Annotated in this window: 19 protein-coding genes; 1 reads left to right on the plus strand and 18 read right to left on the minus strand. The window is 57.9% G+C overall.

The genetic code is table 11. From position 1 onward, the window contains the following. Positions 1 to 707 precede the first annotated feature (707 nt). The 11 genes from ACK2JC_RS06090 to ACK2JC_RS06140 form a co-directional block, all read right to left on the minus strand. Positions 708 to 1,673, minus strand: a complete 966-nt coding sequence (locus ACK2JC_RS06090) for a C-terminal binding protein (RefSeq protein WP_320937452.1) — start codon at positions 1,671 to 1,673, stop codon at positions 708 to 710. 15 nt (positions 1,674 to 1,688) lie between these two features. Then, complete coding sequence (locus ACK2JC_RS06095) at positions 1,689 to 2,696, minus strand: 2-dehydro-3-deoxygalactonokinase (protein ID WP_227170724.1); 1,008 nt, start codon at positions 2,694 to 2,696, stop codon at positions 1,689 to 1,691. A gap of 30 nt (positions 2,697 to 2,726) precedes the next feature. Then, entirely contained in the window at positions 2,727 to 3,791 is a 1,065-nt protein-coding gene (locus ACK2JC_RS06100) for a sugar ABC transporter substrate-binding protein (protein WP_227170723.1), read from the minus strand. A 68-nt stretch (positions 3,792 to 3,859) separates the two neighbouring features. After that, on the minus strand, positions 3,860 to 4,813 hold the full coding sequence (locus ACK2JC_RS06105) for an ABC transporter permease (RefSeq protein ID WP_118757152.1): 954 nt from the start codon (positions 4,811 to 4,813) through the stop codon (positions 3,860 to 3,862). Further along, positions 4,810 to 5,778 (minus strand): ABC transporter permease, encoded by a 969-nt coding sequence (locus tag ACK2JC_RS06110; RefSeq protein ID WP_118757153.1) that lies wholly within the window; start codon positions 5,776 to 5,778, stop codon positions 4,810 to 4,812. Before ACK2JC_RS06110 ends, ACK2JC_RS06105 begins: the two co-directional genes overlap by 4 nt. Positions 5,779 to 5,781: 3 nt before the next feature. Further along, positions 5,782 to 7,284: a sugar ABC transporter ATP-binding protein gene (locus tag ACK2JC_RS06115; RefSeq protein WP_320937453.1), complete on the minus strand. Its 1,503-nt coding sequence runs from the start codon at positions 7,282 to 7,284 to the stop codon at positions 5,782 to 5,784. Between the two features lie 18 nt (positions 7,285 to 7,302). Continuing rightward, complete coding sequence (locus ACK2JC_RS06120; protein WP_118757155.1) at positions 7,303 to 8,370, minus strand: zinc-dependent alcohol dehydrogenase; 1,068 nt, start codon at positions 8,368 to 8,370, stop codon at positions 7,303 to 7,305. A 24-nt stretch (positions 8,371 to 8,394) separates the two neighbouring features. Then, positions 8,395 to 9,423, minus strand: a complete 1,029-nt coding sequence (locus ACK2JC_RS06125; protein WP_320937454.1) for a zinc-dependent alcohol dehydrogenase — start codon at positions 9,421 to 9,423, stop codon at positions 8,395 to 8,397. Positions 9,424 to 9,573: 150 nt separating this feature from the next. Then, positions 9,574 to 10,554 carry a 3-dehydro-scyllo-inosose hydrolase gene (iolN, locus tag ACK2JC_RS06130; protein ID WP_118757157.1) on the minus strand — a complete coding sequence of 327 codons (981 nt, stop codon included), beginning with the start codon at positions 10,552 to 10,554 and terminating at the stop codon, positions 9,574 to 9,576. A 55-nt stretch (positions 10,555 to 10,609) separates the two neighbouring features. Beyond that, positions 10,610 to 11,266: a bifunctional 4-hydroxy-2-oxoglutarate aldolase/2-dehydro-3-deoxy-phosphogluconate aldolase gene (locus tag ACK2JC_RS06135; RefSeq protein WP_320937455.1), complete on the minus strand. Its 657-nt coding sequence runs from the start codon at positions 11,264 to 11,266 to the stop codon at positions 10,610 to 10,612. A gap of 2 nt (positions 11,267 to 11,268) precedes the next feature. After that, complete coding sequence (locus ACK2JC_RS06140; RefSeq protein ID WP_227170719.1) at positions 11,269 to 12,024, minus strand: SDR family NAD(P)-dependent oxidoreductase; 756 nt, start codon at positions 12,022 to 12,024, stop codon at positions 11,269 to 11,271. A 419-nt stretch (positions 12,025 to 12,443) separates the two neighbouring features. Here ACK2JC_RS06140 and ACK2JC_RS06145 point away from each other — a divergent pair, with 419 nt between their 5' ends. Next, a complete protein-coding gene (locus ACK2JC_RS06145; protein WP_118757160.1) occupies positions 12,444 to 13,142 on the plus strand; it encodes a GntR family transcriptional regulator in 699 nt (232 codons plus the stop codon). A 132-nt stretch (positions 13,143 to 13,274) separates the two neighbouring features. On the opposite strand, the gene gltA is transcribed toward ACK2JC_RS06145, so the two are convergent. From gltA to ACK2JC_RS06180, 7 genes are all read right to left on the minus strand, one after another. Next, positions 13,275 to 14,660, minus strand: coding sequence for an NADPH-dependent glutamate synthase (gltA, locus tag ACK2JC_RS06150; RefSeq protein ID WP_118757161.1), 1,386 nt, complete (start codon positions 14,658 to 14,660; stop codon positions 13,275 to 13,277). After that, entirely contained in the window at positions 14,660 to 15,550 is an 891-nt protein-coding gene (locus tag ACK2JC_RS06155) for a sulfide/dihydroorotate dehydrogenase-like FAD/NAD-binding protein (RefSeq protein WP_092362032.1), read from the minus strand. The genes gltA and ACK2JC_RS06155 overlap by 1 nt, the downstream gene beginning before the upstream one ends. A gap of 38 nt (positions 15,551 to 15,588) precedes the next feature. Further along, positions 15,589 to 16,503 carry an aldose 1-epimerase family protein gene (locus tag ACK2JC_RS06160; RefSeq protein ID WP_368272159.1) on the minus strand — a complete coding sequence of 305 codons (915 nt, stop codon included), beginning with the start codon at positions 16,501 to 16,503 and terminating at the stop codon, positions 15,589 to 15,591. A 126-nt stretch (positions 16,504 to 16,629) separates the two neighbouring features. After that, positions 16,630 to 17,121 (minus strand): dihydrofolate reductase, encoded by a 492-nt coding sequence (locus ACK2JC_RS06165; RefSeq protein ID WP_320937394.1) that lies wholly within the window; start codon positions 17,119 to 17,121, stop codon positions 16,630 to 16,632. Positions 17,122 to 17,211: 90 nt separating this feature from the next. After that, complete coding sequence (locus ACK2JC_RS06170; protein WP_118757163.1) at positions 17,212 to 17,844, minus strand: hypothetical protein; 633 nt, start codon at positions 17,842 to 17,844, stop codon at positions 17,212 to 17,214. A gap of 412 nt (positions 17,845 to 18,256) precedes the next feature. Continuing rightward, entirely contained in the window at positions 18,257 to 19,126 is an 870-nt protein-coding gene (locus ACK2JC_RS06175) for a hypothetical protein (protein ID WP_368272158.1), read from the minus strand. A 37-nt stretch (positions 19,127 to 19,163) separates the two neighbouring features. Further along, the gene (locus ACK2JC_RS06180; RefSeq protein WP_368272157.1) at positions 19,164 to 23,273 is read right to left on the minus strand and encodes a UvrD-helicase domain-containing protein; all 4,110 of its coding nucleotides are present in this window, start codon (positions 23,271 to 23,273) and stop codon (positions 19,164 to 19,166) included. Positions 23,274 to 23,293 lie beyond the last annotated feature (20 nt).

Below are 23,293 nucleotides of genomic sequence, written 5' to 3' on the forward strand. Positions count from 1 at the left end.
CCCTTGAAAAAGGCCGCTATGTATAGTGTATCATAGAAAATGGGAAATGGGAACCCCGCGGGACGGGATTATCTTAAGGCGTTTCGGGAAATAAGGCAGGTGCCTGACCGTAAAAATATACTTTTCTATTTTATCAAAAATCCTCCAGAAGGAATGACACCCAAACTGGTCAAGAACATGACCGACTCTGATTTATTGGAGATACATTACTTTTTAATTGAAGACGATGACCGCGACAATGATGAATTGGAAGAAGGGCCCTATATCAACCGGTTCTAATCACCTCCTATTTTCTATGCCCCGCTTAGGCAGGTCTATTAGTTTACATAACTTTATTTTGGTAAGGACTTTCCTAATTTTACTTTTTTATTTCATCATTCGCGAGAGGCCTTCCTAACATCTTTACCGTTTCTGACATTTTGCGGATATCATACATAATTCTTTTGCCGCTTTTTTCAACCATTCTTCCATCTTTTAATTGATTTTCACACATTAGAATGATTGACTGTCTGCCTTTTGTGAAAACACCGCCTGCCCCAATCACAGACCCTTGCTGGAACACGCGCCAGGTTGGGAAGCTCACATACAGGGCTGGGAGCGGCAAAGCGGCCCGCGCCGGAATCTCTCCCCGCGCAGGCCGCCGCCCTAAACCGCTATTTTTCTCTCAACTTCCGCTTCCTGTCAAACCGCGCGGCATTCCCCGCTCTCTACCGCTTTAACTCTCCCCGGTTCACACAGTTGAACGGCTCGTTCCCCTTCAGCACGTTCACCACTTCCTCCGCCACCTTCCTCTGCAGGGTCGTGATAGCGGTCTCGCTGTACCACGCGCAGTGAGGGGTGGCGATCACATTGTCCATGTGAAGCAGCGGGTTGTCCGTGCTTACCGGCTCCTCCTCGTAGACGTCCACTCCCGCGCCAGCGATCTCACCGGCCTTTAACGCCTCCACCAGAGCCTTCTCGTCGATCACGCCGCCCCGGGCCGTGTTCACCACAAAAGCGGTTTTCTTCATCTTCTCAAAACTCTCCCGGCCGATCAGATGTCTGGTTCCCTCGTTTAACGGCACGTGTACGGAGATAAAATCGCTCTCCCGCAAAATCGTTTCCAGATCCGCAGGCCTCACGCCCATGGCTCTGGCCTTCTCCTCGTCCACAAAGGGATCATAGGCGAGAATCCGCAGCCCGAAGCCGGCCATTTTCTTTGCCACCAGCTGGGGAATCCGGCCGAAACCAACCAGTCCCAGGGTGCAGTCCCGCAGCCTATACAAGGGCATGGTGCTGGCGTAGCCCCAGTCCCCCTCCCGGAACGCTTTTTCCAGAATCTGCATCTTCTTTCCCAGGGCCAGCATCATGGTCACCGCGTGGTCCGACACCTCCTCCACGCCATAGTCCGGCACGTTGCAGACGTAGATCCCCTTCTCCGTCGCCGCCTTGGTGTCGATATTGTTCACACCGATGCCATACTTGATGATCATTTTGCAGTGTTCAAGCTGCCCGATCACCTCCCGGGACACATCCGAATACTGGGTTATAATGGCGTCCGCGTCCTTCACCAGGGGAATCAGCTCTTTCGCATCCTTTACCTGATAATCTCTCAGCTCAAAACCGGCCTCCCCGATGATCCGGCGCTCCGCATCGATGTTGTCGTACTGGTAATCCGTTATTACAACCAACATGTCACTCGTTCCTTCCTATAAAATACCGTTCTTCTCAGCTACCAGATAAGCCCCCAGGGCGGAGAGCGGAATCCCCTCTTCCGGCACATAGGTCTCAATCCGTGCGAAATACCCCTCGTGCTCCAAAATGTCCACAATCGCCTGGCGCAGCGGATTTTTGCCGCCCACCACCACCGTAGTGTCCGGGCTCACCTTCAGGGCGTCCGAGTGCAGCACCGCGGTGACATCTCCCTGGAGCGCGGCCCCCAGCACAAAGTTGGCGATCTTTGGCGGCGCGTCCTCATAGAACAGCTGCAGGATTCTGGCCGTAAAGCAGGTGCGTCCAAGACCGGTACGCTTTGCGTTGTCGTAGCCCTTTAACAGCCACTCCCGGTCATAGGTCTCCTCCTCCACGAACTGTTTCCCCACCGACTTGGCGATAATCGTATCGTTGGTGATGGAGGCCAGAAGCTCGCCGGAGATGGAGGTCAGGCACCCGGTCATTTTCCCCTCCGCGTCCACGGACACGAACTTGTTGTGGGAGCCGGGGAGCACCAGCAGAAGGGGCCGCCCGTTCTTAAAATGCTCCATCACGGCGATGCTCTCCACTTCCTCCCCTCGCATAATGTCCATGGCCTCAATGTTCTCAAATGAAAACGGGCCGTCCGAATTCTTGATTCCAGGGATAAAGTAAATGGGAACCGGGCAGATTTCCGGCAGTTCGATGGCCACGGTGGCCGCGGCCAGCTCCTCAAGCCCAGCCGGGGCCGTCAGATGGGGAACCACCACGATTCCCACATCCGACGTGATCATGCCGCTGGCGATGATCCGGTGGATGTCCCCGTAGCCCAGGCCGTTTTTCTCCACCAGGGCGTCCAGACACTCCTTCACCGCCTGCTTTAGCTTCCGGTTGTGCCCGTCAATGGCCGTGTTGCGCACGCCCACCGGGCGGTTTTCCTGGGCGATGCGCCTCCGGTTTTCGTCCCACAAAATGCAGCGGGTGTTGGTGGTGCCTCCGTCCACTGTGATAATATATTGTTTCATTGCCCTCCGACCTTTCGTCTCAAAATTTCATCAATCCTTGGTGTACAGATAGGTGTCCACCACATAGTTGGGCTCCAGGGTCTCGCCGTTGAGCAGCATCACAGCCTTCATCACACCCTCGTAGCCCTGGCCGTTGCCGTTTTTGTCGCAGGTGATTGCCAGTGTTCCGGCGTCCACCGCCGCCTTGGCGTCCTCGTTGGCGTCCAGGCCGGTGATCAGGATCTGACCGGATTTGCCCGCCTGGGACACCGCTTCCAGCGCGCCCATGGCCATCTCGTCGTTGGCCGCGAAAATCGCCGCAACGCCGGGGTTGGCTTCCAGAAGGTTCAGGGTAACGTTATATGCTTCAGTGCGGTTCCAGCTTGCGGTCTGGGAAGCCACCACGTTTACGTCCGGGTACTTGGCAAAGGTGTCGTTGGCTCCGGCCACGATGTCCACGGAGCTCTGAGCCCCGGCCTTGCCTTCCAGAATGATCACATCGCCCTTCTGATCCAGCATCTCCACCAGCTTCTCCGCCACGGACACGGCGGCGGTATAGTTCTCAACCGCGATAAAAGTCTCGATCTTGCAGCCGCCTGAGGTGTCGATCTTGGTGTTTACGTCGATCAGCGGGATACCGGCGCTGTTGGCTGCCTCCACCGCCGGGACGATGCCCACGGAGTCCGCCGGAATCACCACCAGGGCGTCGGTGCCCTTGGCGATGGACTGCTCGATCAGGGAAATCTGCTCCTCGTTGCTGTCCGCGGTGGCCGGAGCCAGCACGGTCAGGTCAACCCCGGCTTCCGCCGCCGCCTTCTCGGCCCCCTCCTGAACAGCGATCCACATGGGGTTGGTCAGGTTCTTGACCACCAGGGTGATCTTGTACTTCTCGTTGGCCTTCACCGCTGCGCCCGTCTCCCCGGCCTGGCCGCTCTCCGCCGCCGGAGTTTCCGGCGCCTGGGACGCTGCTGTCTCTTTGGACTCCGCCGCAGCCGCTGTCTGGGACGCCGCCGGAGTCTCCGCCGTCTTGGCCTCCCCGCCCGCTCCTGAGGAACATCCGCCCAGTACCAGTGCCGCTGCCACCCATAACGCCGCCCATTTTCTCATTTTCCTCATAATTCCTCTTCTCCTTTTCTTGATTTGCTGTAACGATTGTAGTGTTTAACCGTTACTGTTTATGTGCTTTACAGATCCTGGCTTCCCGTCATCTTCTCGCCCAGCTTGTTGATCAGCAGGGACAGCACGATGACCGCGCCAAAAACTGCATCCTGCCATAACGACGACACCCTGTTTAAGTTCATGCCGTTCGTTAAGAACATCATAATCAAAACGCCCACGATGGTTTTCTCGATTCCGCCCTTGCCCCCGGAGAACGGAGTGCCTCCGATCAGGGTGGCGGCAATCATTTTCAGGGTAAAATCATTTCCGATGGTGGACTCCGCCGCGTTTAAGCGGGAAATGTAGAGAAGGCCCGTGACCGCGGCCAGCAGACCGTTGACCGTGTAAATGCTGATCAGCACCCGGTCCGTGTTGATGCCCGACAGAGTGGTGGCATTTCGGTTAAAACCCATTGCGTACACATTCCGGCCGAACACCGTCCGTTTTAACACAAACAGCAGCGCGAAAAAGATGACCATGGAAATGATCAGCAGATTGGAAATCCCCGCGATGCTTCCGGTTGCCAGGCTTCGGAACCTGTCGCTGAAGCCGTAATACAAGAGACCGCCCATGAACAGGTAGGCCAGGCCCCGCACCACCAGGTTCATGCTGTAGGTGGCGATAAAAGGAATCAGGTGAACCTTGGTGATCAAAAGCCCGTTCATCATTCCCAGAACCAGACCGATGAGAAGGGCCGCCAGAACCCCGGTCAAATCCTGCCCCTTCTGGAGAAAATACGCCCCGACACAGGAGGAAAGGGCCAGGATGGAGCCAATGGACAGGTCGATGCCCTTGGTGATGATGGCCATGGTCATACCCATGGAAATGATTAACAGAAACGGAAGCTGCTGCATGACAACCGTAGTGAAATTGTCCAGCGTGCAGAAATTCTCCGTTGTCAGGGAAAATCCGATGATAATCACAAGCAGCATCAGCACGTGGGAGTATTTAAAAATCGTAGTCAGCACTTTTTGTCTCATGATTTATAAACCCTCCTTGCTGCCTGTGTTTTTTTCCGGTACTCGTTGATTCCGTCGGCCACGATGACTAACATCACAACCGCCCCGATGATAAAGGTCTGCCAGTAGGGGGACAGCCCGATCATGGTCAGGCCGTTGCGCAGGGTGCGCATGAGAACCGCGCCGATGATACAGCCGCTGACCTTACCCTTGCCTCCGTCAAAGGGCGTTCCCCCGATCAGAACAGCCGCGATGGCGTCCCACTCATAGCCCTGGCCGCCGATGGGGCTGGCGGAGTTGGATTTGGCAGCCAGCAGGATTCCGCTGACCGCGGCCAGCAGGTCCGTGATAATGAAAATCCACAGCAGATTCCGTTTTACGTTGATGCCCGCCAGCCTGGCGCTCTGCTGGGAGCCGCCGATGGAGTACACGTCGTACCCGAATTTTGTCCTGGTGGACAGCCAGACCAAAAGCAGGCACAGCAGGGCTGCAATGATAATCATGGTGTAAATTCCGAAGATTTTCCCCGTTGCGATAAACCGGAAGGTGTTCGAAAATCCCGGGATGGTGTTTCCGTCCGAGGCCACCAGGGCCAGGCCCTGGGCGATGCCCATGAATGCGTATGTAACCACCCAGTCGCTGAAATTCTGGTAGGCGATCATGTAACCGCAGACCAGACCCAGAGCCAGACCGGCCAGAAGGCCGATCAGAATGGCAATCCCTATGTTCATCCCCCGCTGGAGCTGGATTCCCGTGATCACGCCGCACAAAGACATGACCGCGCCCACGGAAATATTGATTTTTCCCGACATGATGGCCAGGTTCATACCCAGGGACACGATGATCAGCAGGCTGCAGTCCTTCAGCAGGTTCTGCATGTTGTACATGCTGGCGAAGCCCTCCGCGAACACGGCGAAGAAGGCAAACACAGCGGCCAGTCCGAACAAAATCCCCGGGACTTTGTTCCAGATTCCTTTAGACTTCATAGCTTATGTTTCCTCCTTTCCCACCGCGTAGGACACGATATTCTCAGCCGTTATCTCTTCCCGGCCAAGCTCTCCCACAACCTCGCCGTCCTTCATCACATACACTCGGTCCGAGATGCCGATCAGCTCCATCTGATCCGAGGAGACCACCAGAATTGCGTAGCCCTCCCCGGCCAGCCGCCCGATCAGGGCGTAAATCTCCGCCTTGGCCCCCACGTCGATCCCCCTGGTAGGCTCGTCGAAAATCAGGATCCGGTTCTCCGTGCAGAGCCATTTGGCGATTACCACCTTCTGCTGGTTTCCGCCGCTGAGGGCGGACACCCGCCTGGTCACGTCCGGGGTGGCGATCTTGAGTTCCCCGCGGTAGCGCTCCGCCAGCTCTTTCTCGGCCTTTTTGTCCACCAGACCCCGCTTGAAATACCGCTTCATACTGGCCTGGAGAATGTTGTTTTTGATGGGCTGCTGTTGGATCAGACCCTCGCTCTTGCGGTCCTCCGGCAGAAATCCGATCCCCGCCTCCACCGAATTTCTGGGTGAATGACGTTTCATCTCCCGGCCGTGTACGAACACTTTTCCGCTCTCAATGCGGTCGTAGCCAAAAATAGCCTTCACCAGTTCGGTCCGCCCGGCCCCCACCAGGCCGCCGATGCCCACGATCTCACCGCAGCGCACCCGGATGTTCACATTGCGGAAACGCAGACCCGTCAAATCCTTTGTCTCCAGCGCAACCTCGCCCGCCTGACGCTCCGGCCGCTCGTACATCTGGCTGATCTGCCGTCCGACCATCATGGTTACCAGCTGGTCCATGTTGGTCTCCTTCACGTTTACGGTGCCCACATATTTTCCATCCCGCATGACCGTCACCCGATCGCCGATCCGGAAAATTTCCTCCATGCGGTGTGAGATGTAGATCACGCTGATCCCCTGGGCGCATAAGCTCTCCACAATGGCGAACAGCGCGTCGATCTCCCGCTTTGTCAGGCTGGAGGTGGGCTCATCCATGATCAGGACTTTCGTCTCAACGGACAGTGCCTTCACCACCTCCACCATCTGCTGCTGGGCGATGCTCAAATCTTTCACCATGGTGTCCGGCGACAATTCCACGCCCAGGCGGGCCAGCAGCGCTTTGCTGTCCTCCCGCATCTTCTTCTCGTCAATCTGCCGGGTGTAGGGATTTCTGAGCGGCTCCCGGCCCAGATAAATGTTCTGGGCAATGTTGCGCTCCGCCAGCATGTTCAGTTCCTGGTGGATGATGCTGATTCCCAGCTTCCGGGCATCCTGGATATTGCGGATCTCCACCGGCTTTCCCTCGTAGATGATCTCGCCCTCGTCCTTTAAATAGACGCCGGAGAGAACCTTCATCAGCGTGGATTTCCCCGCCCCGTTCTCACCTAAAAGCACGTGGACCTCACCCCTTCGCACCTCCAGCCGGGCGTCGTCCAATGCCTTGACTCCGGGAAAGGATTTGGATATTCCCCTCATCTGCAATACGATCTCTTGATCCAAACTGTTCCACCTCCCAGTCTAAGGTCTGATCACAACCTTGATGGCGTTGCCGATTCGCTCCTTGTAGGTTCTGACCCCCTCGTTGATGTCGTCCAGTGAAAACGCGTGGGTCAGCAGCGGACCGGTCTTGATCTGCCCGGACTCCATCAGTGGCACCAGACGGTCCAAAACGTCCTCGCCCTCCGCCTTGCCACCCGCGATCTGCATGTTCCACTGCACCACCTTGTTCAGGTTCACTGTCACCGGCTCCGAGTAAATGCCCACCAGGGCCACCCTTCCGCTCTTCTTGCACAGCTCCAATGCCTGGGCTCCGCCCGCGGCGCTGCCGGAGGTCTCCACCACCATGTCCGCCATCACGCCGTCCGTCAGGCGCTTCACCGCTTCCACGGCGTCCTCATTGCGGCTGTTGACCAGCACGTCCGCGCCCACCTCCCGGCCGATTGCAAGCCTGGAATCCCGGGTTCCCACCAAAATCACCTTTCCCGCGCCCAGCACCCGGGCCAGCTGCACCGCCATCAGGCCGATGGGACCGGGACCGATCACCGCAACCGTCTCGCCCGGTCCGATGCCGCCGGCGCGCTGGATTCCGTACAGGGCGGTTCCCGCCGTGGTCAGCATGGTGGCGTCCTCATAAGAAAGTTTTTCCGAGAAGCGGTGGCAGCAGTTGATGTGGCAGACCGCGTACTCCGCGTAACCCCCGTTGACTGTAAAGCCGTAGTGCCGGTGTCCCTCCTCCAGCTTGCCGTAGTTTAAACAGGTGGTGTAATACCCCCTCAGGCAGTTCACACAGTGCCCGCAGCCCTTGTGGGGCTCAATGGCCACCCGGTCGCCAACCTTGAATTTCGTAACCCCTTCGCCCAGCTCTGCGATCTCGCCGGCGTACTCATGCCCCAGAATGTACTCCCCCATGGGCGGACAGTTCTCCCAACCGTGGGCGATGATCTTGGGGTCCGTGCCGCAGATGGCGCAGGCCTTCACCCGGATGAGCACTTCATCCTTTCCCGGCTTTGGCACCGGTTTTTCCACCACCCGCAGGTCATTGTAGTCGAACAGGACCGCCGCCTTCATTTTCTCCGGTATGTTCATTTGCCTCCTCCTTTCAAATCCCTGTCACAGCGCGATGCTGATCTTCATTGCCTTCGAAGCCTCGGTGGCCATGACGAACGCCTGATCCGTCTCTGCGGCAGGGAACACGTGGCTGATCAGCTTTCTCACCGCTTCCCGGTTCTCCTGGATAAACGCGATCACGTCCTCGAACTCCTCCGTGCCTCCGATGCTGCCGGTGACGGTCAGGGATTTGGTGACGATCAGCTTCTGTGGGATTTCCGCCGTCCCGATCATACCCACGCAGCCTAAGTATCCCCCCGGCTTTAACAGGTTCAGTCCGTTTGCAAATACCGGGGCCACGCCTGTGGTCTCGATGACCACGTCGTACCTTGTCTTGTTGTACATGTTGGGATAGTCATTTTCCAGCTCCCATTTAAGGGCTTCTGCCGGGGGGATATTCGCTCCCAGTTCCCTGGCCAGCCCGATGCGGTATTCGATCAGATCGGACAAATCCACCTGCTCACAGCCGTAGTACAGGCGCAGCAGGAGCAGCGCGGCCTGACCGATTGCTCCTCCGCCGTAGATCAGAACCCGTTTTCCCTGATAGGAACCACCCAGCTTTAATATCTTTTCCAACAGATGCTTTGCCACCGCGATGGGCTCCGTCAGGGCCAGCAGCGCCAGATCCGCCTCCGGGTCTGCACGGTAGATATACGATTCGTCCCGCACGATGTACTCGGCGGAAGCTCCGTCTATGGTAATGCCGAACTTTTCAATGGTACGGCACAGATTTCGATCTTCGCTGCAGTTGTCGCAATGCCCGCAGTACCGGGAACAGTCCCCGGTCACCTTGTCACCGGGCTTCACCTTTGCCACCTTTTCCCCGGTTTTCTCCACAATCCCGGACCACTCGTGTCCGAACAGAATGGGGTAATTCTGCGGCCCGTTGTAGGTGCCCTTGTAGAGATGAATATCCGAACCGCAGATTCCCACATTGGTCACCCGGATGAGCACCTCTGTTGGCCCCGGCTGTGGAATCTCCCGCTCCTCCGCCGCTAATACCCCCGGCCCTTTCAGTACATATGCCTTCAAGTTCCAATACCTCCTTTGAGATTCATTCCCAATCCCCGCCCCTTTGCCCGCCGCCACAAACAGGCGGCGGGTTAATGCTGAGTGTAATGAGCTGCCGGCGCAGCCTGCAGGTCATTGCTGAGTGTAACGAGCTGCCGGCGCAGCCCTCCTTTAATAAGCCGCAATGGTATAAATATGCTTTCCTCCGTTTAACGGCCCCTTCTTTAAGTCTTCCAGGGTCTCCTCGGTGAACCGCTGGGTCACCTTATCGCACTCCGGCAGAACCCCTGCCGGCCATTTCTCGTGGATATCGTTGACCAGCTTCTCCAGGTAATCCAACAGCGCCTCAGTGGCCGGGATGGCCTTCTCGGCAGTGGCCAGTTTCGCCTTGCCCACAACGCCCTCGGGGTTGCCCACCACCTCAATGGTGCCGGCGCCTGCGTGGCAGTACCATTTCACAGCCCGTCCGTAAATATTTCCGGCGTTGTCGATATGGCCCGGAGGCAGGAAGGTGTGCAGATCCGTATCCGGCGCGTCCTCCATGTGGATCATCTCCGGGAACAGGGCCAGTGAGAAGGAGGTCTCCTGCTCGTCCGCGTGGTTAAAGGGCGTCTCGAACCTGCACTTGGGATCACCCACCTTCAGATACTCGGGGATTGCGTAGTACCAGTTCACATTCATCATCACGGCCGGAACCTGGTACTTTCTGGCGAACTGATGGATGGCGGTAGGAATCACGTACTCCTGGCCGTGTCCGTTTAACAGGATGATCTTGCGGTAACCGGCGTTCCAGAATCCGGCCAGCACCTGAGCGATGTAATCGCAGAAGGTGTTCTCGTTGATCGGAATGGTTCCGGGCATTCCCATGTGGTGATAGGGATGGGAGCCGAACCAGATGGGCTGGGAAACGGTACAGCCGGTCTTTTTAGCCACCTGCTCCGCCATGCGGGTCACCAGGAAGGTGTCCTCGCCGTAACAGGCGTGGGCGCCGTGGCACTCGGTGGAGCCGATGGGAAGAATCAGAATATCGTTCTCCTTTAAGCGCTCCTCGCTCTGCTTCATTGTCATGTTCTGGAAATAAATGGGTTCGTCGGAATCCATATACCCCGCTACCTTTACCTCCTGTGGATAAGGAATCTGCCACTTGCTCATAAAACTACCTCCTAAATTTTATTTTATCTTGATTATCTTAATGGATAAGACCAATCTACAAACCTGCCGCGCCCGCTGCAAACCGCCGCGCCGCCGCCGTTAGATCCCCAAACCGCTTTTCGCGGACCGCCGTGAGATCCACCAGATTCCCGCCGATTCCCAGGGAAACGCACCCGGCCCGGATGAAATCCCCCGCGTTCTCCGGGGTGATCCCTCCCACCGCGCAGAACGGAATATGGGGAAGGGGCCCCTTAAGCGCTTTTATGTAACCCACCCCCAGAAGCCCAGCCGGAAACAGCTTGACGATGTCCGCGCCCCACCGGTAAGCCTGTACGGCCTCCGAGGGGGTGAGGGTTCCGGGGATCGACACCTTTCCAAGGTCCCTGGTCAGGCGGATCACCCCCTGGTCCAGGCTGGGGGAAATGATGTAATCCGCCCCGGCTGCCACGGCCCGCCGCGTCTCTTCTTCATCGAGAACCGTACCGGCCCCCAGGCAGACCGCTTCCCCCATCCGCTCCCGCAGCCAGGCGATCGAGCGGTAGGTTTCCTCCGGCCCGTCTTTCGTCCGGTGGTCCACTGTGATCTCCATGCAGGTGATTCCCCCCGCAGCCAGGGCGAGCGCCACCTCGCCGATGGACGCTGTCTCAACGCCGCGGACAATGGCGATGATCTTCTCCCGCCTCATCCGCTCTAAAACCAATTCTCTGTCCATCCCTACCTCCCCAGATACCCGCCGTCAATGGGGATCACAGCGCCCGACACATAGTCGGAAGCCCGGGAAGCCAGGTAAATCACGGTCCCCATTAAATCCTCCGGCTGTCCCCAGCGGTGAGCCGGTATCCGAAGCGTGATCTCCCGGTAGCGCTCCTGGTCCGCCATCAGCGTGGTGTTTAACGCCGTATCCATATAGCCCGGGGCGATGGCGTTCACATTGATCCCATGCCCGGCCCACTCGTTGGAAAACGCCTTGGTCAGCTGGGCTACCGCTCCTTTTGAGGCAGCGTAGGGGGAACAGTTGAGGCCGCCGAAAAAGCTGAGCATGGAGGCCACGTTGATGATCTTTCCATAGCCCTTTTTCATCATCTCCCGGGCCGCCAGCCGGCTCATCTCAAAGAGAGCCGTGACGTTTAATTCCATCAGCCGGTCCCAGTCGCCCAGGTCAATCTCCTCCGCCCTGCCCCGCACCTGCATCCCGGCGTTGTTAATCAGAATATCCACTCCGCCCAGAAGCCGGAGACACTGCCCGAACCCTCTTTTCAAATCTTCCCGGTCCGTGAGGTTGGCCTGAACTCCCACAAGTTCCCTGCCGTCCCCGCACATGCGCTTTGCAATCTCCCCGATATCCGGCCGGATATCGATAAGCGCCACCCTGGCTCCCGCCTCCGCAAGCCCCGCGGCCATGCTGTTCCCCAGACCTGCGCCCGCTCCGGTGACAATAGCCGTCTTCCCTGTCAGCCTAAAGGCCTCCATAATGCTCCTCCTCTCCTGCCGCTTACAAATCGTTTCTGTATTCCGTTTGTATTCCATTGGTATACCAACTGTTTGTAATATAGCACATGTGCATATAATTATCAAGTATTTTTTTCATTTTTTTATATTTACAACATCTTACAGTTTTTTGGTTGACTTTTTTTTGACGAATACTATATACTGTACCTATGAATCGCCCACATTTGTATTCTGTTTGACCAACATTTTTATCAGCTATACTTTTCTGAATTTTCCATCTATAATAGAAACATAAACGTGGCGGTTCAGCATGCCTGCCTTTGGTACCGCTGTAAGCAAAATTCCCTGGCCGGCGGCGTTTCGGCCGGAATGTTTGCCTGCGGCCGCGCAGGCGCTGGACTGCTGCCAGAAACCATATGAGGTAAGAAAGTGAGTTGTTTATGAGTGCACCGACGACTGCGCATGCAGAAAAATCCAAGAAGCAGATCGCTTATGAGATGCTGAAAGAAAAAATTATCACCAATCAATTAGCGCCCGGCACCATGCTGGTGGAGCGGCAGCTGTGCGAGATGTTAAATTCCAGCCGGACCCCCATCCGCGAGGCCATCCAGCAGCTGTCCGCGGACGGGCTTGTGACCTCTATCCCCACGGTGGGAAGCTACGTGTCCGAGATCCGCTACGAATATGTGATCCAGCTCTACGACGTCCGGGAATATCTGGAGGGACTGGCGGCGAAGCTCTGCGCCATCAACATCACGGACAGCCAGATCCAGGCCCTGAACCGCTGCTGGCTGAATATGAACGACGACATCCGCACCAAGGACTACGACAAGCTGTTCCAGGAGGATTCCAATTTTCACCAGAACATCGTCGACTACTCCAGAAACGAGATTCTCCAAACCCTTTACGCCCCCTTGTCCAGCCAGATTTTCCGCATCACCTTCCTGACCGAGGACCGGGCCGACGGAATCGTCCGATCCCACGATTGCCATTTAAAGATTCTCCAGGCCATCACCCATCACCAGGCCGAGGAAGCGGAGAATCAGATGCGTGAACACCTGCGGACCAGCAAGATGCACCATCTGAAGAAGATGGCGCCCCATTTGTTCGGCACCACGCAGAATGGGATCGGACAATAGCGTGACAGTGGCCGCGCTAAAACATATGCTCACAGCACATAAGAAAACAGGGCAAGCCCCACATTACCGGGCCGGCCCTGTTTCTTTATTCCCCACGGCGCACCCTGCGCCGCCTTCATTTCAATCGATCTGTTATTTCCCACTCAAAAACTCATCAATTCCTCGCGCTCCCGCTCTTCCAGCCTCCATGGCCAAAATCACGGTAGCAGCTCCGGTCACGGCGTCTCCGCCCGCGTACACGCCTTCCTTGGTGGTCTTGCCGTTGGCCTCGTCGGCCACGATGCATTTCCACTTATTCGTCTCCAATCCCTCCGTGGTGGAAGAGATCAGCGGATTGGGAGAAGTTCCCAGGGACATGATCACGGTGTCCACCTCGATGGTGTAGTCGGAACCGGCGACCTCCACGGGTCTGCGGCGTCCGGAAGCATCCGGCTCGCCCAGCTCCATCTTGCGCACCACCATGCCCTTCACCCAGTCGTTCTCGTCGGTGAGAATCTCCACCGGGTTAGTCAGAAGGTCGAAAATGATCCCCTCCTCCTTGGCGTGGTGAACCTCCTCCACACGGGCCGGAAGCTCGGCTTCACTTCTTCTGTATACGATATGTACCTCAGCGCCCAGGCGCAGCGCGGTTCTGGCCGCATCCATTGCCACGTTTCCGCCGCCCACCACGGCTACCTTCTTGCCGATGAAAATGGGGGTGTCATAGTCGTCGCGGAAAGCCTTCATCAGGTTGCTTCTGGTCAGGTACTCGTTGGCGGAGAACACGCCGTTGGCATTTTCCCCGGGGATACCCATGAACTTGGGAAGGCCCGCGCCGGAACCGATGAATACGGCCTGGTAGCCCTCCTCGTCGATCAGCTCATCGATGGTCACGGACTTGCCGATAATCACGTTGGTCTCGATCTCAACGCCCAGCTTCTTCACGTTCTCGATCTCCGGGCGAACCACGCCGAGCTTGGGCAGACGGAACTCCGGGATGCCGTAGGTCAGAACGCCGCCCGGCTCGTGAAGGGCCTCGAAAATGGTCACCTCGTAGCCCATTTTCGCCAGATCGCCGGCGCAGGTCAGGCCTGCGGGGCCGGAACCGATCACAGCCACCTTCTTGCCGTTGGTTTTCTCAGGTTTAGCGGGTACAAAGCCGTTCTCCCGGGACCAGTCGGCCACAAAGCGCTCCAGCTTGCCGATGGAGATCGGCTCGCCCTTGATTCCGCGGATGCACTTGCCCTCGCACTGGCTCTCCTGGGGGCACACGCGGCCGCAGACAGCCGGAAGGGCGCTGGACTTGGCGATGGTGGCGGCCGCCTCGGCGAACTGTCCCTCCTTCACCTCGTGGATGAACTTGGGAATGTCGATGGCAACGGGACAACCCTTGATACACTGGGCATTCTTACAGTTGATGCAGCGGGCGGCCTCAGCCTGGGCCTCCTCCTGATTGTAGCCAAGGCAGACCTCCTCAAAATTGGTGGCTCTCACCTTGGGATCCTGTTCTCTAACCGGTACTTTCTTTAAAACGTCCATTATTCCTCACCTCCGCAATGTCCGCAGCCGCCGTGATGGGTGTCGCCCTCGCGTAATCTCAGAAGGGCGCGCCCTTCTTCCGTCTTGTACATCTGCTGGCGCTTCATGGCCTGATCGAAGTCCACCAGATGTCCGTCGAACTCAGGACCGTCCACGCAGGCGAACTTCACCTTGCCGCCCACGCTGACGCGGCAGGCGCCGCACATTCCGGTGCCGTCCACCATGATGGGGTTTAAGCTGACAATGGTGGGAAGGCCCAGCTCCTTGGTCAGCTTGCAGACGAACTTCATCATGATCATGGGGCCGATGGCGACGCAGACGTCGTATTTCTTGCCCTGGTTCACCACCAGATCCTTGATCACCTCGGTCACCATACCCTTGCGCTCGTAGGAACCGTCGTCGGTGGTCACGTACAGATTGCCGGCAACCGCGCGCAGCTCGTCCTCCAGGATCAGCAGGCTCTTGGTCTTGGAGCCCTCGATCACATCCACGTCAACGCCGTGCTGCTTCAGCCATTTCACCTGGGGATACACGGGTGCGGAGCCCACGCCGCCCGCCACAAACAGATAGCGGCGCTTCTTCACTTCCTCCAGATCGTCCTTCACGAACTCGGAAGGCTGACCTAAGGGGCCTACGAAATCCTGGAAATAATCTCCCGCCTTCATTCCGGCCATGCGCTCGGTGGAAGCGCCCACCGTCTGGAATACGATGGTTACCAGGCCCTTCTCGCGGTCATAGTCACAGATGGTCAGAGGGATTCTCTCTCCGATCTCATCCATCTTAACGATTACAAATTCTCCCGGCTGACATGCCTTCGCCACGCGGGGCGCTTCCACGTCCATCAGGTAGATCTTGTCTGCCAGGCATTCCGCCTTAACAATCTTGTACATGGTTTTCCTCCTAATTTATCATCAGGCATTTTCGCCTGTTACTCACCGATTGTGATGGAATAGCTCTTCTCCCAGCTCTCCCATGCCGGAAGCGTCACCACTCCCTCCCGGTCCTTAAGCTCCCCGGTATATCCCTCTGCGTCGCACCGGCCGTACCACGGCTCCAGGCACACGAAGGGGTGCGTGGCCTCCACCGACCAGACTCCCAGGTAGGGGAAATCGTCGCAGCGCACGGTCACATAGGGCTTTCCGTCCAGCAGAAGGCTCACGCTTCCCACGGCCGCCTGGTCAAATATGTAGGTCAGCGCACGGTCGAAGAAACCCTTTGTCAGCGGCACTCGTCCGTCGGTCAGGGCCAGGGTTCCGCCCAGCTCTTCCTGCTCGAACCCGTCGGCGTTCGGAGCCTGGTAATGCAGCCCGTCCTGGCAGGTTCCGGCTCTCGTCCCGGTCTTGTTGAATTCAAAGGTGTAGTCGTAAATGGTCCGCCCCTCAGGCACCTGGAACGCGGGATGTCCCCCCGCCATGAACAGCAGGTCCTCGGAGCCGGTATTGTTCACCCTCCACATCACCTGAATGGTGCGGCCCTCCAGACGGTGGCCCACCTCCAGCTCAAAGTGGAAGGGATATTTGTAAAATGTCTCCGGCGTGTCCTTAAGCCGGTACCAGCACTCGTCCATGTCGCAGAGCAGCGGCTCGAACTCCATGTCTCTGGCAAAGCCGTGGGCGCCCATGGGGTAGTCCTTCTCCTGGTGGCGGTATTTGCCGTCGTAGCATTTCCCCACAAAGGGAAACAGAATCGGCGCGTGCCGGTTCCAGACCGCCGGGTCCGCGTTCCAGAGAAGCTCCCGCCCCGCCTTCTTGTCGTAGATCCGGGCCAGCTCCGCTCCGTGGCGGTTCACCGCTACCAGCAGGTCCTCATTTTCCAGGGTAAAAATCTGTCCGTCGTGTTTCATTCACAAATCCCCCATTCTGCTTTCGCATTGATTTTATATTACCATTTTCATTTCAGACTTACAATAGTTTTTCCAAAGAAATCTAAAAGTTTTTTAGATATTTATTGCTTTTTACAATTTTTTTGTTCATCTGATCCGCTCATATCGGCGAAAATAATAGCAGAGGTCAAAATACGTCTGCTCGTCGCTCTCCTCCGCCAGCCGCCAGTCCGGGTTCTCATCCAGGTTGGGGAACAGGGTGTCCGCGTCGTAGACATATTCCACAAAGGTCACATGGGCGGTATCGCAGTAGGGTAAAAACTGCTCGTAAATGCTCTGGCCGCCGATGATGAAAATGTCCTCCGGGTCCTTTCCCTCCAAAAGACTGAGGGCCTCCTCCACGCTGTGGCAGACCGCAGCGCCCTTTACCCGGTAGTTCTTGTCCCGGGTCAGCACGATGTTTTCCCGCTTTCCAAGGGGCTGGCCGCCCGGAAGGCTCTCCAGGGTCTTGCGGCCCATGACCACGGTTTTGCCGGTGGTCTCCTTCATAAACAGCTGCCGGTCCGCGGGGATGTTCACCAGCAGGCGGCCGTCCTTTCCGATGGCCCAGTTTTGATCAACCGCAACGATCAGGTTCATGCCGTATCCTCCTTCACTGCATTATGCTTCATTCCGCTTCCTACTGCGCCGTTTTGTGCTTCCTGCCGCTTCCCTGCGCAGCGATGTGCTTCACGCCTCTTCCTCCTCCGCCGCGATCAGCTCCTTACCGTAAGGCAGGGTCAGAATCCAGTCGCAGAAGGTGTGCCACTCCAGAAGCTTATGGTTCCTTCTGGCGAAATATATGTTGATCAGCGTCTCATAGTTGAAGGTGCAGGTGCGCATCTGGTTGTAGCTGGAGGGGAGCAGCTGGATTAAATCGTACCAGTCCTCCTTGTTCTTTCCCTCGTTCACGTAGCGCAGCCGGATCTCCTCCAGCTTTGCGATCACGGTCTCAAAATATGCCAGGGTTCCCTCCGTCATGTGGTCGCAGCTGAAATCGCTGAGCTCGAAGGGTTTGCTGTGTATTTTATGCATGGTGCTGGTGGAGTTGGCCACGGTGGCCACCTTGTAGGTGTCGTACTCCTTCCACCAGTACAGCGGGGCGGTGACGTCCACGGAAACAAACACCTGGCGCAGGAACTTGCGGTGGTCGCTTCCGGCCTTGCGCAGCCTCCGGGCCAGATCCAGGTCGTTGGGCCCCAGCACGAACTGACCGTCCTCGTCGTAGCCGCTGTCCATCCTCCCCCAGCTGTTCATGGGATTGCGCGCGCCCCTGATTGCGTTCTCCAGGTTCATCACGCTGGTTCTCTCTAATTGAATCATGTGTACTCCTTTACTCTGGTAAACTGTCAGGTACCGGTTTTCATTATACATTCGGGGGTGTAAAAATGCAATGTGTTCGTGTGGAAATTCTGCGGGGGCTGGGTGGGGGGATACAAGGAGGTGAGCGGAAGGAGCGGATGGGGGCGGCCTTATGCGTCAGCTTGCGTTCAGCTATTTTCAAATTTTGTATCTATTCCTAATCCCGAAAAAGCCGTTGTTACAGTGATCCGCATTCTATATGGCGGCCGTGACGTCGAGGCTCAGCTCAGAAAATGCACCAAAATGGAATGAAAATCTTTTCTAAAATTTGTTTTAAAAAGGAGCCCACATCCCCTTCCCGGCGATATGGACTCCCATTTTTTACCAGTCTTTTCATTCCCTTCACGGACAAACGGCGCTCATCTTCCATCCGTCACCGGTACAGTCGCGAGAGCATCTGCTGGGCCTGCCCGGCCACGCCCAGGGTATTCCCCTCCCTGGCGATCTCCTCCAAAAGTCTGGCCGCGCGGTCGTACTCTTCCTCCTTGAACTCGATCTGAGCCAGGCGGAACATCATCTGCAGCCGCTGGGCCTTGTTGTGGCTCATGCGGATCTTTTCCTCCAGCAGGGCGGTCAGCTCCTCCCGGTATTTCTGCTTTTTCTCCGGTTCCCGGGTGTAGTCGTAGAAATCTTCCAGCTCGGTCATCCGCTGCATATCGTGCATCCACTTGAAATTCTGTCTGGCGTCGCGGTAGCCTGCGGCGGCGAATTTTCCAAGGGCTCCGTACTCCTTGTCGATCTCCATGCTGTCCTTTTTCATAAAATGATAGTCGCACAGCAGCACGGTTCTGCGGTAATCCCAGGCACGGGAGTGAAGCTCCAGCTCCTTCATGGCCTGGCGGGCCTCGTCCTCACGGCCTTCCAGCATCATGCAGTTGAGCACCGCGGCCACGGTCTCCACGTTGCGGTTGACAAACAGCCCTAAAAGGGGGCCGCGGTCCGCCTCTCGCATCACCCCCAGCGCCAGGCTGGGATCGCACTGATCGCAGACCAGGCTGACGATCAACCGGTTGTAGCCGCGGACCAGCAGGTACATGCCAAAGGCAAATACCGCCGCGATACCCGCCATAGCCAGAAAACGCCACGGCCTCCAAAGATAATAGATCGACAGCAAACAGGCCAGGATACACAGAATCAACAGCGTCCACGCCTTGGCCTGCCATCTCCTGACAATCTGCCTGCCCTGGTTTCTGCTGTGCTGTGAAGCCGCCTGATACAAAAGCCCTCTCAGTCTCTTTTCCATAGCCCTCGCCCTTTCTGCTTTAAAATGATATTACATACTATAATAAGACACTTTCCTGTAATGTCAATGAGTAAATTATGTTCTCCTTGACTTTTTTTCCCGTCAGCTGCTCCAAAGCCCTCTGATAATAGGCCACCTGCTGCCGGTAGCGCTCCGCCAAACGTTCCCGTCCGGCGCGCCCTCCGGGCACCCGGTCCGTCTTGTAATCGATCAACACCAGGCCGTCCTCTTCCTCCATATAGGCGTCGATCACGCCCTGAACCAGCACCAGCTCCTGGGAATCGCCGCGGCCCATCTCCCGGGCCGGGATTCCGATGATGAACTGCTGCTCCCGGTGAAGCCTTCCGTCCCGCTGCGCCTCGGCCATGCGCTGCCCCAGCGGACTGTTCAACATGGTAAAAATAACCATTTCATCCAGCGCGTCATAGGCTTCCTGCTCCAAGTATCCGGTTTCCAGAAGGGATTTCAAGGCCGCGCGGACATCCTCCCGGCTGTGCAGCTTCCCCAAATCCAGGCATTCCAGCGCCCGGTGATAGGCCGTTCCGCGGGCCGCGCCGGCGGTTCCGGCTCGTTCCAGACCATCCTCTCTCCCACCGACGGTTCCGGCCCGTTCCAGACCAACCGCTCTCCCGCCGGCGGTTCCAGCATGTTCCAGACCATCCTCTCTCCCACCGGCGGCTCCGGTCCGTTCCGGGCCAACCTCACCCACGCCGTCAGTCCAAACATCTCCTAAAATGCGCGCTTCCCCTCCGCTTCCCAGAAGCCTTCCTCTGCCGATCTCCTCCTCGTCCTGCCCCACCTGTCCCTGCTTTTTCAGCTCCGACACGGACAGCATGGCGTAGAGGCCGGTGTCTCCCCCATAGGGATACCGGTAGTTCAGCGCATCCGCCAACTGCCTCGCCGCCTCCGGGTCATAGACCGTATCCGTGTCCAGGTTCAGCAACTCCTCCCGGGAGACCTGGCGCGAAGCCTGGCGGCGGATTTCCATGCCCACCAGCCCGGTCAGGGGAATCTGGCGCTTCTGGATCGTGCCGTCGCAGGCGCTCATCAGCAGCCAGTCCAGGAACGAACCGGCGGCCGACAAAATGGTGTATGGGATCGCCCCGTCCGCCAGCGGCACCTGGGCCCATTTTTCCAGCTTTGACCCCAGGGAGCGGTCCGTGGCCGTCATGATCAGCTTTTCCTTGGCCCGGGTCATGGCCACATAGAGTACCCGCAGCTCCTCGCCCATGGATTCCAGCTCCATGCGCCGCTTCAGAGCCTGCTTTTTCAGCGTGGGCATTTTCAGGCGCTGTTTTAAATCCAAATAATCCGCAGCCAGCCCAAGGTCCGCGTCCAGCAGAACGGCCCCGTAGGCGTCCTGTTTATTAAAACGCTTGCCCATTCCGGCCAGAAACACCACCGGGAACTCCAGGCCCTTGCTCTTGTGGATGCTCATGATGCGCACCGTGTCCGCCTGCTCGCCGGCGACATTTGCCTCTCCGAAATCCGTGTCGTATTTCTTCAGCTTCTCGATGTAGCGGATAAAATGGAACAGGCCCTTGTAGCTGGTGGCCTCGTAGGCGATGGCCTTCTCCACCAGCATGTCCAGATTGGCCCTTCTGGTCTCCCCGGCCGGCATGGCGGACACGTAATCGTAGTAACCGCTGGCCTCAAAGGCCCGGTACAAAAGCTGGTGGACCGGCAGATAGCGGGCGTCCCGGCGCAGGCCCTCCAGAAGCGTTTCCAGACATGCCAGCTTCTCCCCGATAGACCGCACGGCCTCCTCAGGCGCGTCCACGCTTTCCCCGCCATTTTCCTTCCAATGCATAAAGGCACCGTACACGCCCCGGTCCTGGCCCTTTTCGGGCGCGCGCTTGTAGGCCGCCACGAGCCATGCCATCTCCTCGTCCGTCATGGAAACCATGGGGGACCTCATCACCGCGGCCAGAGGAATGTCCTGCATCGGGTTGTCCACCACGGCCAGAAGGCTTAGGACCGTCTCCACCTCCACGGTATTGAAATACCCGGTTTTCGTCTGCGCGTAGGCGGGAATCCCCTCGTTCATCAGCACGTTGACAAAGACCTCGGACCAGCCGCTCAGGCTCCTCAACAGGATCACCATATCCCCAAGGCGGACCGGCCGGTATTCCTCCGCGCCCTTATCCCAGACCATCAGGCCGTTTTCCGGGTCCATCAGCTCCCGGATGCGGATGGCGGCCATGCGGGCCTCCAGCTCCTTGGCCGTGTAGTCCATCGCCTCCTCGTCCAGCTGCTTCAGAGCGTCCGCCCCGGTATCCACCAAAAGCAGTTCCGTGGGCGTGCCGGTCCGCTCGCCCGGCGCGAACTGTGCCCCTGGGTGCAGGGCCGTCTCCTCCGTATAGCGGATTCCCCCCAGCGCCCTGGTCATAATCTTGTAAAATACATCGTTCACGCTGTCCAACACCGTGGCCCGGCTGCGGAAGTTCTGGTGCAGTTCGATTTTCTGGTGCAGGCTCTCGGAGACGGAATACCGCTCGTACTTGTCCATAAACAGCTCCGGGCGCGCCAGACGGAACCGGTAAATGCTCTGCTTCACATCCCCCACCATAAACACGTTGGGTTTTCCCCAGCGCTCCCGGGAAATGCTGGTGATCAGCGTTTCCTGCACATTGTTGCTGTCCTGGTACTCGTCCACCAGAATCTCCTCGAACTGGCGCGCCAGCTCGTCCGCCACCGCGGTTGGGCGGCGCTTAACCGGCCGGAAAGGCACGCGCCGGGAGGGCGCGGCGGCCGGTTCTTTAGTGTGCGCCGCTTCCGCCTCCGGTTCTCCGGCCTCTGACACTTCCGCCCCCGGTTCTCCAGCCTCTGACACTTCCGTCCCCGGTTCTCCGCCCTCCGCCGTTTCTGCCCCCGGTTCTTCGGCCTCCGCCGTTTCTGCCCCCGGTTCTTCGGCCTCCGCCGTTTCTGCCCCCGGTTCTCCGGCATCTGACACTTCTGCCCCTGTCTCATCCGCGTCTGTCTCATCCGACCCGGTCTCATCCTCCCCCGGCACCGGCTCCATCAGCACTTCCAGCGCCAAATGTTCCAGATCATTGAAATCCAGCACGTTCCGGTCCCGCTTCTTCTCCCGGTAGCAGCGGTCGAAGTCCTCAGTCAGGTCCAGCAGTGTGGAAATGACCCCGGCGGTTCCCCTTACCGCCTCCACCATCTCTTCCGGGCTCTGGACGCCGTAGTTCTCCTGGCATTTGGCAACCGCCTTCTTGGCCCGGTCCCGGCAGGCGGACACATAGGCCTTTTTCTCCTGGTCCACCTCCTTGCTGCGGATCGCAGCCAGACGGCCAAAGGAAATATTTCCCAATTCTTCGTACAGTCCCCGGTAGGTCCCCTTCCCGGCGGCCTCCCGCACCGCCCGAATCTGCCGCCTGTCGTTCACCAGCATGGGCTCGTAAGCCAGAGGGCCGTTCTCCTCCCGGCACGTGTCGATGGCCTCACCCAGCTGGATTTCCAGCTCCTCCATCTGCAGATGCACATCCCGAAGGATAAACTGCATCCAAGGGCTCTGCTCGATCTGCTCCAACGTCTCCTCCCGCAGCTCCTCCCTGCATGCGGCCACCCACTCCATGGGCCATGGGTGGCTCTGGGAGAACTGCCAGGCCTGCAGAATCACATCCTCGATCCCGGCGTCGGACTTGCCGCGGCCGAACTGCTCCACAAAGGCCGCAAAATCCTCGCCGCCCTCCTGGTAATGCCGCTCCAGCATTTCCTTCATCACGTCCGCCCGCATCAGGGCCAGCTCCCCCTCGTCGCCGATACGGAAAGCCGGATCGATCTCCAGACTACTGTAATGGTTGCGGATCAGATTCAGACAAAAGCTGTCGATGGTGGTAATCTGCGCCTGGGGAATGAGCGCCCCCTGCAGCCACAGATGCTCGTCGTCCGGGCAGACGGTCAACAGCTTGTCCACCGCCGCGCCGACCCGCTCCCGCATCTCCGCAGCCGCCGCGTTGGTAAAGGTCATCACCAGCAGCTGGTCGATGTTGAGAGGATGCTCGCCCTCGCTGATCATGCGGATGATCCGTTCCACCAGCACCGCCGTCTTGCCGGAGCCCGCCGCCGCGGATACCAGCAGATTCCGGTTGCGGCTGTCGATCACCTGCTGCTGTTTCTCAGTCCATTTCACTGCCATTTATCTAGGTTCCTTTCTGT

The organism is Enterocloster lavalensis, assembly GCF_046603895.1.
GTDB lineage: Bacteria > Bacillota > Clostridia > Lachnospirales > Lachnospiraceae > Enterocloster > Enterocloster lavalensis.

Bases quoted from the DNA above. Each gene is read 5' to 3' on its own strand.
- gltA (WP_118757161.1), bottom strand. From the start codon at position 14,660: ATGGACGTTTTAAAGAAAGTACCGGTTAGAGAACAGGATCCCAAGGTG.
- ACK2JC_RS06145 (WP_118757160.1), top strand. From the start codon at position 12,444: ATGAGTGCACCGACGACTGCGCATGCAGAAAAATCCAAGAAGCAGATC.
- iolN (WP_118757157.1), bottom strand. From the start codon at position 10,554: ATGAGCAAGTGGCAGATTCCTTATCCACAGGAGGTAAAGGTAGCGGGG.
- ACK2JC_RS06105 (WP_118757152.1), bottom strand. From the start codon at position 4,813: ATGAGACAAAAAGTGCTGACTACGATTTTTAAATACTCCCACGTGCTG.
- ACK2JC_RS06100 (WP_227170723.1), bottom strand. From the start codon at position 3,791: ATGAGGAAAATGAGAAAATGGGCGGCGTTATGGGTGGCAGCGGCACTG.
- ACK2JC_RS06155 (WP_092362032.1), bottom strand. From the start codon at position 15,550: ATGTACAAGATTGTTAAGGCGGAATGCCTGGCAGACAAGATCTACCTG.
- ACK2JC_RS06160 (WP_368272159.1), bottom strand. From the start codon at position 16,503: ATGAAACACGACGGACAGATTTTTACCCTGGAAAATGAGGACCTGCTG.
- ACK2JC_RS06180 (WP_368272157.1), bottom strand. From the start codon at position 23,273: ATGGCAGTGAAATGGACTGAGAAACAGCAGCAGGTGATCGACAGCCGC.
- ACK2JC_RS06095 (WP_227170724.1), bottom strand. From the start codon at position 2,696: ATGAAACAATATATTATCACAGTGGACGGAGGCACCACCAACACCCGC.
- ACK2JC_RS06120 (WP_118757155.1), bottom strand. From the start codon at position 8,370: ATGAACATACCGGAGAAAATGAAGGCGGCGGTCCTGTTCGACTACAAT.
- ACK2JC_RS06090 (WP_320937452.1), bottom strand. From the start codon at position 1,673: ATGTTGGTTGTAATAACGGATTACCAGTACGACAACATCGATGCGGAG.
- ACK2JC_RS06170 (WP_118757163.1), bottom strand. From the start codon at position 17,844: ATGATTCAATTAGAGAGAACCAGCGTGATGAACCTGGAGAACGCAATC.
- ACK2JC_RS06135 (WP_320937455.1), bottom strand. From the start codon at position 11,266: ATGGACAGAGAATTGGTTTTAGAGCGGATGAGGCGGGAGAAGATCATC.
- ACK2JC_RS06140 (WP_227170719.1), bottom strand. From the start codon at position 12,024: ATGGAGGCCTTTAGGCTGACAGGGAAGACGGCTATTGTCACCGGAGCG.
- ACK2JC_RS06175 (WP_368272158.1), bottom strand. From the start codon at position 19,126: ATGGAAAAGAGACTGAGAGGGCTTTTGTATCAGGCGGCTTCACAGCAC.
- ACK2JC_RS06110 (WP_118757153.1), bottom strand. From the start codon at position 5,778: ATGAAGTCTAAAGGAATCTGGAACAAAGTCCCGGGGATTTTGTTCGGA.
- ACK2JC_RS06165 (WP_320937394.1), bottom strand. From the start codon at position 17,121: ATGAACCTGATCGTTGCGGTTGATCAAAACTGGGCCATCGGAAAGGAC.